This window comes from Allorhizocola rhizosphaerae (assembly GCF_003426775.1).
Lineage (GTDB): Bacteria > Actinomycetota > Actinomycetes > Mycobacteriales > Micromonosporaceae > Allorhizocola > Allorhizocola rhizosphaerae.
The window spans coordinates 1-8,130 of the sequence record NZ_QJUG01000303.1; the positions used below are offsets into that span (position 1 = coordinate 1).

Here is an 8,130-nt window from a genome sequence, read left to right on the forward strand (position 1 = left end):
CGCGAGGTGGGGGCGTTCTCGGGGGGTTGCTTGGGGGCGCTGGAAATGCTTGAAGTTGGCACCGCGTCGACAACGGGAAATCCCACGGCAGTACTGCCCGCGCCCCCAAGCAACCCCCCGAGAACGCCTGCCCACTTGCCGTGGGAGGCGCGCCGTCTGGTTCGGGAACCGGTTAGTCGCGCTGCGGGGAAGAGGCCGTGGTGGCGTGCGGGGCGGTGGGGGTGTCGTGGGGAGCGCGTTTCTTGGCCCGGCGCTCGCGGATGATTTCGATAAAGATGGGCAGCGCCGAGATGAAGACGATGACGAAGATGAACGGGAGCAGGTACTTGTCGATTTTGTCGGCGCCGCCGATGGCGGTGACGATCTGCTCGGCGGCGAAGTAAGCGGCGAGCAGGATGCCGTCCACCCAGATGATCGCGCCGATGACGTTCCAGATGAAGAACTGCTTGGCTGACATGCCGAGGACGCCGGCGACCGGGTTCATGAACGTGCGCACGATGGGGATGAAGCGCGCGAGGACGATGGCGCGGCGCGGGCCGAACTTCTGGAAGTAATACTCGGCTTTGGCCACGTATTCCTGGCGGAAGAAGCGCGAGTTGGGCCTGTCGAACAGTTTGCGGCCGTAGCGGGCGCCGAGCCAGTGGCCCAGTTGGGCGCCGATGATGGCCGCGATGGGGCCGCCGATCAACAGGCCGACGATGTTGAGCTGGATGCCTTCGCTGGCGAGGAAGTCCGACGCGAACACCCCGGCGACGAACAGAAGGCTGTCGCCCGGCAGGAAGAAGCCCGCCATGAGGCCGGTCTCCGCGAAGAGGATGAACCACACCCCATACACGGCGAAGGACCCGAAGAGCCTCAGCCAGTCCATGGGGTCGATCGGATTGAAGCTCACGATGTCGGCTGCCGCGTGCAAGGTGTTCACGCCCGCCAAGGGTACATGCACAATCTTTCGCCCGTGCGGACCCGTCTATAGGTGGGAGGAGGTGACAGGTGACCTACGAGGACTTCGTGGGCACGCGGCTGCAGGCGCTCATGCGTTACGCGGTGATGCTGACCGGTGATCCACATCTGGCGCAGGATCTGGTGCAGGAGACGATGGTGCGAGCGCAATTGAAGTGGCGGAGGGTGGCACGGGCGGACGCACCGGAGAGCTACGTCAAGCGCATGATGGTGAATCTGTATCTGGACTGGCGGCGCGGCTCGTGGTTTCAGCGGGTGTTCCTGCGGGCGGACGTGGCGGAGGCGCGGCCGGTACCGAATGATCATGCCGAAGATGGCGCGGACCGGGACCAGATGTGGCGGGCACTGGCCAGGCTGCCGCGGCAGCAGCGGGCCGCCCTGGTGCTCAGGTACTACGAGGATCTTGCGGATGTGCAGGTCGCGGACATTCTCGGGTGCACGGTGGGAACCGCGCGCGGTTACATCTCCCGGGCGCTGGCGACGTTGCGTGCCGAGGTCGCCGAAGAGTTGATCACGGGAGTCAATCGATGATTGAGGATGAGGTGCGGGCCGCCTTCGCGCGGCGTGAAGGGGCTGTTTTCGATCTGTCCGCGCTGCGAAAGGGGATCGACCGGGCTGCCGTCAAGCGTCGGCGGAAGCGTCTTTTGAGGGTACCGGGTGCGGCGGCGGCGGTCGCGATGGCTGCGGTGTTGGTCGTGCCGGGGATGGTTGAGCGTCCGTCGGTGGTGGTGGCAGATGGCGCGGGCGTGCCTGCGGGGGCGCTCAATGTGTTGGTGTTGGGGCTCGATGAAGTTGGGCTCGCGGACAGTGTGACGCTGGTGCATGTGCCGGGCGATAGGTCGGCGATCCAGTTGGTCGCGCTCCCCCGAGATCTTCGGGTGGATCTTCCAGGTGGTGGTGTGGGCAAGTTGAACGACACCTATCGCGCGGGAGTCGTCGATGACGTGGTGGAGAGGTTGGTTGGCGTGCGGCTGGATGCTGCTGTGGCGGTGAAGCTCTCAGCGGTGGCGCCGATAGTTGACGGGCTCGGAGGCGTGCGGGTGTGCTTGCCGGGTGGTGTGCCCTCGCTGCATCGGCCGGGTGTGGTTTATCCGCCGGGGTGCAAGCACTACTCGGGTGAGGAGGCGGCCGATTTGATGCGCCAGCGCCAGCGGCTGGCGTTGGGTGCGTTCGAGCGGGATCGCAACGTGCAGCGGGTGGTTGCTGCGGTGTGGGCTAAGGCGCGGGATGCCGACCCGGTGCGGTTGGCGAGGTTGGTGGCTGGTGCCGGCGTGGCGGTGGACGGAAACCTGTGGGAGTTGGGCATGGGGCTGCGCGAGATTGGACCGTCCAATGTGGTCGGTTTGGGTCAGCCGCATTTCGGTGGCGACGCGCAAATCGACGGTGTGCACTATGTGCTTCTGGATCCGGGCATGCAGGAGCTGTTCGCGGCGCTGCGCGGGGACACGGTCGGCGCGTTTGCCGCCGCGCACCCGCAATGGGTCACGCCGCTCGCTCAGCGGTAGTCGTCTTCGTAGGGGATGGGGATCGATTGTTCGACCACGTCCGCCTCGGGGGCGTCCAAGGGAGGCGAGGGAAACTCGACGTCCTCCTCGGCTTCGGGGTCAAATGGCCGCTCCTGCTCAGCGCGGTCGGCGTCGGGGATCTCGGTCACCCCTTCACCGTAAGGCCGTTCATGAGCATTTGCCAGCGATCGGGCGCTTTTCGGGTACAAGATGATCGCATGGGGTTTGTCATACGGTGGCTGATCAATGCGGTCGCCCTGTGGGTGACCACGCTGGTCGTGCCTGGCATCGACGTGACAGCGCAGGGGACCGGGAAGGGCATCCTCACCATCCTGGCCGTCGCGTTGATCTTCGGGCTGGTGAACGCGATCATCAAACCGATCGTGAAGACCGTCGGGTGCGTGTTCTACCTGGTGACGCTCGGGCTCATCGCGCTCGTGGTCAACGCGCTGCTGTTCCTGCTGACCGACTGGCTGGCCGGGCTGCTCAAGCTGCCCTTTAGCATCGATGGATTCTGGCCCGCGTTCTGGGGTGCGATTGTGATGGGTGTGGTGAGCTGGCTGCTGAGCCTGCTCGTGCCCGACAGAGCGCAAAACGCTGCGTGACATACTGCGGTTATCGCAGGGAGGACAGCGCGGTTCCACCAGTCGAGTTGACAGTAGTGAGGAGCACCATCGATGCCTATCGCATCCCCTGAGGTCTATGCCGAGATGCTTGACCGCGCCAAGGCGGGCGCGTTCGCCTATCCAGCCATCAACGTCACCTCCTCGCAGACCCTGAACGCGGCGCTCGCGGGTTTTGCCGAGGCGGGAAGCGACGGCATCATCCAGGTGTCGACGGGTGGCGCGGAATATCTGTCCGGCCCGACGATCAAGGACATGGTCACCGGGTCCGTCGCGTTCGCCGCCTATGCGTATGAGGTGGCGAAGAAATACCCGATCAACGTGGCGCTGCACACCGACCACTGCCCGAAGGACAAGCTGGACAAGTTCGTCCGCCCGCTGCTCGCGATCTCCCAGGAGCGCGTGGCGCGGGGCGAGGCTCCGCTGTTCCAGTCGCACATGTGGGACGGCAGCGCGGTACCGCTGAAAGAGAATTTGGAGATCGCGGAGGAGCTGCTCGGGCTTGCCGCGGCGGCCAAGGTCGTCCTCGAGATCGAGGTCGGGGTCGTCGGTGGCGAGGAGGACGGCATCGTCGGCGCGATCGACGAGAAGCTTTACACGACGGTCGAGGACGGGCTCGCCACGGTGGAAGCGCTTGGGCTGGGCGAGAAGGGCCGCTACATGGCGGCGTTGACGTTCGGCAACGTGCACGGTGTCTACAAGCCCGGCAACGTCAAGCTGCGCCCGGAGATCTTGAAGGAGATCCAGGACGCGGTAGGCGCCAAGTACGGCAAGACCAAGCCGCTGGACCTGGTGTTCCATGGCGGGTCGGGCTCGCTGCTCAGCGAGATCCGCGCGGCTCTGGACTACGGCACGGTGAAGATGAACATCGACACCGACACGCAGTACGCGTTCACCCGGCCGGTCGCGGCGCACATGTTCGCCAACTACGACGGCGTGCTCAAGGTCGACGGCGAGGTGGGCAACAAGAAGACCTACGACCCGCGCGCGTGGGGCAAGTCGGCCGAGGCCGGCATGGCCAAGCGGGTGGTCCTGGCGTGCGAGGACCTGCGTTCCGCGGGAACGTCGCTGAAGTAGTTAACGCCTCGTTGTCACGAATGTGGCATTTCGGAGGTCGGTCGGCGTGTTAGGCATCGAGGGCTATGACCCCGTCTGGCATCACGATGCCCACACGCTGGCCGCGGCGCACCGGGCACGGTTCCAGCGCGTGCTCGGTCAGCCGCTGGTCGGTTCGTGGCTGGTGTGGGACCTGGACGAGCACGCCTGGTTCACGGGCGGGCCGGTGGTCTTCGGCTTCCCGGACGCCAACCTTGAGGTGACCCATCGCAAGTTCGACGAATGCGCGATCAGCTGGGACACCATCGACATGCAGGCCAGCCTGGACTGGCCGGGCGCACGGCTGGACTGGTGGGCCGACCCGCACCCGGCGATTCGCGCGGCCCAGGGCAGGCCGCTCACCCGGGCCAGCGTGATCGAGCGGATCAGCCCGACGGCGTGGCGGCCGGCCGTGCTGCACGCGCTGGAGCTCTACTTCGGGGATCTGCGGCTGGCCCTGTTCAACGCGATGGATGAGAACGGGCTCGACAGCGAGCCGGAGGTGAACCTACCGGTCGGCTTCTGGCGCCGCGTCCCCATTGTTTAGGGGTGTGCCCGAGGGCAGGTTGGCCAGGACCATGCCGATGCCCGCGATGGTGAAGTTTTGCATGGCGGCGGTGAGCCCGTTCCAGTTCTGGGATTGCCACATCTGGAACCACTCGCCGCCGACGGTGACGAACCCGCCGAGGAACAGCACGAACACCATGGTCCAGCCGAGGGTCGAGAGCCTGCGCCCGCGCGCGTGATTGCCCATGAGCCAGTGGACGAGCGCGATGATCAGCACGGCCGCGATCAGGATCTCCCAGATGATGATGCCCACGTACACGATGTTGACGATCACATTGCTGGAGATGCGCCGCCACATGACGTCGGGATCTTGGAACGTGGTGTCCATCTCGAGGACGTGATCGACGAAGGCCTGGTTGGTCTGGTAGTCGGTGATGTTGCCGAACGCCACGAGCACGTAGTAGAGCGCCGTGATCGCGGTCAGCACGGCGACCGCGACCGGCAGGCTGCCCATTCTGGCGAGTGTCCGCATGAGACGGACATTACTCCTAATCGATCAGTAATGCCGCCGCTTCCTGCGGATCATCGGTGATGTGGATCAGCCCGTGCAGGTCGCCCTTGGGTGACGTTTTGAGCAGCGGAGTCAGCAGCGAGGCCACGGGGAGGGTCTCCGTCCAGAATCGACGGCCGAGGAAGACGAACGGACCCGAGTGGTCCACCGTGCCATAGAACGTCATCGTGGTGGCCTGGAAGATCTCCTGCACCGTGCCGGCCCGCCCGGCCGCGAACACCAGGCCGCCGCGGGAAAGCTTGAGGATGGTCTCTTCCCGCGCGGCGTTGCTGAACATCTTGCCGACGGATGCGGCGAAGAGGTTTGCCGGTTCATGGCCGAAGAACCATGTGGGTACCGAAAGACCGCCCGCCTGTTCCCAGCGGGTGTGTTTGGCGGGGGCGAAGCGGGCCCGCACGTCGAGCGCGGCGGCCGTGTAGGCCTGGCTGTCGCCAAAGTCCTTGGCGGCCTTCAGGATGCCGATGGCCTCGGCGAGGTCGGCCAGTGGGCGGGTCGAAAGGTATGAGCCGAGGTTGGCCGCCTCCATCACACCCGGGCCGCCGCCGGTGAGCACGAGCCGCCCCGCGCGGGCCAGCAGCCACGCCAGCTCGGCGGCGTCGCGATAGCCAGGGTCGCCGCGGTGCTCGGCGTGCCCGCCCATGATGCCGACGATGCTCGACGGGCCGTGTTCACGGATCCACTCGCGGGTGTCTTGGGCGAGCGCGTTGCCGATCCCGTGGTCGTGCACGCACTGGGCGAGCGCCTCGCGCAGATCCGGGTTGGCCCCACCACGGTCGAGGAAGTGTTTGTAGACCACGGTGTCGTACATGCCGTGGAACCCGCCCGTGTCGAACCCGTTCGCCAGATCGTCGGGTGTGTAGAGGCGCGAAGGCTGTGTCGGATAAGGGCTGTCCGGGAAGACGGGCACCACGAGGGCGCCCCGCCGCACCAGATCGGCCGACTGTCCGGCGCTCAGCGCGCAGCCGACGAACAGCGCCTGCCGCACGTCCACGGTGGATAGATCGACCCGGGTCAGATCCAGGCCCTGCACGGTGAGCTGGACCAGGCTCTCCCGGCGCAGGTGCACCTCCAGCTCGTTGAGCGACTCGATCTCGTCGGGGCTGTGATCTATGGGTGTTATCACCTCAGGCAAGGGCGTGGGCACCGTTCGAGTATGTATTAATGGGTCCATGCGTGATCTGATGCCTCAACCGCCCGCCACCCTGCTGCCCGATGACGAGGGCGCCGCCGCGCTCGACGCGGGCCAGGATCCAGCGGCCGTCGCCGCTGCCCACCCCACGAGCAGCGCCGCGTGGGCAGCGCTGGCGCAGCGGGCGCTGGCTGGGGGCGAGACCGTCACCGCCTATGCGTTCGCCCGGACCGGATACCACCGGGGGCTCGATCAGCTGCGCAAGAGCGGGTGGAAGGGGCATGGCCCGGTGCCGTGGTCACACAAGCCCAACCGCGGGTTCCTGCGCAGCCTGAACGCGCTGTCGCTGGCCGCCGCGGAGATCGGTGAGGCCGACGAGGCGGCGCGGTGCGCGCAGTTTGTGCGCGACTGCGACCCCGCTGCCGCCGACGCGTTGTCGTCGGAATGACGGGTCTTGATCGTTGTCACGCTCCGGGGTGCGAAAAAGCGCTTTCCTCGCTCCAGACGTGACAACGATCAAGCTGCGCTTGGGCGAACGCGTATTTCGTTGCAAATCGAACCGGCGCCTCGCGCTCGCTGCCGCCCCTCCTACGGCGGTGCTGCGACAAGACCCGGATGACTCACATAGTCGCGCTGCTGCGTGAACTACAGCCCTTCGGCGACGGCGGCGGCGATGGCGAGCCAGGCGTCTTGGGAGTCTTGCGTGAGGCGGGCGTAGTCGATGGGCTCGCCGCTGTCGAGCATGCGCTCATAGGGTGCGATGAGCACGGCCCGGGTGCGTGCGGCGAAGTGGCGCTCGATGGCTGGGATGTCGAGCTCCTTGCGGCTGGGCGGCAGCGACACGATGGTCACCGCCTGGCGCACGAGGCGCGAGCGGCCGGTCTGCTCCAGATGGTCGAGCATGCGGGCGGCGGTCTCGGCCGAGTCGTTGCGCGCCGACATCGTGACGACCAGCTGGTCGGTGGCGTCGATGGCGGACTGCCAGTTTTCCGCGCGCACGTTGTTGCCCGTGTCCACCATGATCAGCTTGTAGAACCGGCTGACCACCTCGCGGATTTCGGCGAAGGCGTCGGCGGTGAGCATCTCGCCCGCCGTCGCGGACTCATCGGAGGCGAGCACCTCGAACATGCCGTCGCCCTGGGCGCGCACGTATTGCGACAGGTCACCGACCCGGCTGTTGGCACCCTTGAACTGGTGCAGGTCGCGCAGCAGGTCGCGCACGGTGCGCGAGTGGAAGTCCTGCTGTGAGCGCATGCCCAGCGTGCCCTGGGTCTCGTTGTTGTCCCACGCGAGCACGTAACCGCCGCGCTTGCGGCCGAACGTCATCGCGAGCAGCAGCACGGCGCACGTCTTGCCGGCCCCGCCCTTGGGGTTGACCACGGTGACCTGGCGCAGCCCGCCGAAGTTGCGCCGGACCAGCTCGGTCTGCTTGCGCAGCTGCTGCTCCCGCTGGCCCGGGCTGAGGTTGATCAGGCCGAAGGTGGTCTTGCGCAGCGCGGCCTGCAGACCCATGTGCGCCACCGGGTCGGACGGGCGCTGGGCACGCCGCTTGGCGAACTCCTCCGCTGTTGGCAGATAGACCTCACCGCCCGCCGGTGCGGGCGCGGTCGGCGCGGTGGTGGGGATCTGGCGCGGCCCGCCCGGTGCCTGCGGCGGCATCGCCGGCTGCTGCTGCGGCACGACCGGGAAGACACCGGTGGGCGGCTGCGGGTTGTGCGGCATCGGGCGCGGCGGGCCGGG

Annotated in this window: 11 protein-coding genes; 6 read left to right on the forward strand and 5 right to left on the reverse strand. The window is 66.9% G+C overall.

The features are described 5' to 3' along the window. Positions 1 to 172: 172 nt before the first annotated feature. Complete coding sequence (locus DM816_RS37900) at positions 173 to 922, reverse strand: DedA family protein (protein ID WP_246002586.1); 750 nt, start codon at positions 920 to 922, stop codon at positions 173 to 175. 68 nt (positions 923 to 990) lie between these two features. Here DM816_RS37900 and DM816_RS37905 point away from each other — a divergent pair, with 68 nt between their 5' ends. Together DM816_RS37905 and DM816_RS37910 are read left to right on the forward strand one after the other, a co-directional pair. Then, positions 991 to 1,491 (forward strand): SigE family RNA polymerase sigma factor, encoded by a 501-nt coding sequence (locus DM816_RS37905; RefSeq protein ID WP_117215321.1) that lies wholly within the window; start codon positions 991 to 993, stop codon positions 1,489 to 1,491. Continuing rightward, the gene (locus DM816_RS37910) at positions 1,488 to 2,465 is read left to right on the forward strand and encodes an LCP family protein (protein ID WP_117215322.1); all 978 of its coding nucleotides are present in this window, start codon (positions 1,488 to 1,490) and stop codon (positions 2,463 to 2,465) included. The genes DM816_RS37905 and DM816_RS37910 overlap by 4 nt, the downstream gene beginning before the upstream one ends. Here the strand turns inward: DM816_RS37910 and DM816_RS43225 are convergent. Next, the gene (locus DM816_RS43225) at positions 2,456 to 2,614 is read right to left on the reverse strand and encodes a hypothetical protein (RefSeq protein ID WP_162908252.1); all 159 of its coding nucleotides are present in this window, start codon (positions 2,612 to 2,614) and stop codon (positions 2,456 to 2,458) included. The two genes, DM816_RS37910 and DM816_RS43225, sit on opposite strands and share 10 nt — an antisense overlap. Positions 2,615 to 2,683: 69 nt before the next feature. On the opposite strand from DM816_RS43225, the gene DM816_RS37915 reads away from it, so the two are divergent. The 3 genes from DM816_RS37915 to DM816_RS37925 all read left to right on the forward strand — a co-directional run bounded on the left by DM816_RS37915 (position 2,684) and on the right by DM816_RS37925 (position 4,730). Continuing rightward, positions 2,684 to 3,070 carry a phage holin family protein gene (locus DM816_RS37915; protein WP_117215323.1) on the forward strand — a complete coding sequence of 129 codons (387 nt, stop codon included), beginning with the start codon at positions 2,684 to 2,686 and terminating at the stop codon, positions 3,068 to 3,070. A 72-nt stretch (positions 3,071 to 3,142) separates the two neighbouring features. Further along, positions 3,143 to 4,165, forward strand: a complete 1,023-nt coding sequence (gene fbaA / locus DM816_RS37920; RefSeq protein WP_117215324.1) for a class II fructose-bisphosphate aldolase — start codon at positions 3,143 to 3,145, stop codon at positions 4,163 to 4,165. A 46-nt stretch (positions 4,166 to 4,211) separates the two neighbouring features. Further along, positions 4,212 to 4,730: a hypothetical protein gene (locus DM816_RS37925; protein WP_117215325.1), complete on the forward strand. Its 519-nt coding sequence runs from the start codon at positions 4,212 to 4,214 to the stop codon at positions 4,728 to 4,730. On the opposite strand, the gene DM816_RS37930 is transcribed toward DM816_RS37925, so the two are convergent. Then, positions 4,692 to 5,222, reverse strand: coding sequence for a DUF2165 domain-containing protein (locus tag DM816_RS37930; RefSeq protein WP_117215326.1), 531 nt, complete (start codon positions 5,220 to 5,222; stop codon positions 4,692 to 4,694). The genes DM816_RS37925 and DM816_RS37930 overlap by 39 nt on opposite strands. A 16-nt stretch (positions 5,223 to 5,238) precedes the next feature. Continuing rightward, complete coding sequence (locus tag DM816_RS37935) at positions 5,239 to 6,405, reverse strand: LOG family protein (RefSeq protein ID WP_117215327.1); 1,167 nt, start codon at positions 6,403 to 6,405, stop codon at positions 5,239 to 5,241. 25 nt (positions 6,406 to 6,430) lie between these two features. Here DM816_RS37935 and DM816_RS37940 point away from each other — a divergent pair, with 25 nt between their 5' ends. Further along, a complete protein-coding gene (locus DM816_RS37940) occupies positions 6,431 to 6,838 on the forward strand; it encodes a DUF3151 domain-containing protein (protein WP_117215328.1) in 408 nt (135 codons plus the stop codon). Between the two features lie 197 nt (positions 6,839 to 7,035). Here the strand turns inward: DM816_RS37940 and DM816_RS37945 are convergent. Continuing rightward, a partial coding sequence (locus DM816_RS37945) for a MinD/ParA family ATP-binding protein (protein ID WP_425455327.1) occupies positions 7,036 to 8,130 on the reverse strand: 1,095 nt, incomplete at its 5' end.

Excerpts from the sequence above, each read along its gene's own strand:
- DM816_RS37910 (WP_117215322.1), top strand. The coding sequence starts at position 1,488 with ATGATTGAGGATGAGGTGCGGGCCGCCTTCGCGCGGCGTGAAGGGGCT.
- DM816_RS37915 (WP_117215323.1), top strand. The coding sequence starts at position 2,684 with ATGGGGTTTGTCATACGGTGGCTGATCAATGCGGTCGCCCTGTGGGTG.
- fbaA (WP_117215324.1), top strand. The coding sequence starts at position 3,143 with ATGCCTATCGCATCCCCTGAGGTCTATGCCGAGATGCTTGACCGCGCC.
- DM816_RS37930 (WP_117215326.1), bottom strand. The coding sequence starts at position 5,222 with ATGCGGACACTCGCCAGAATGGGCAGCCTGCCGGTCGCGGTCGCCGTG.
- DM816_RS37940 (WP_117215328.1), top strand. The coding sequence starts at position 6,431 with ATGCGTGATCTGATGCCTCAACCGCCCGCCACCCTGCTGCCCGATGAC.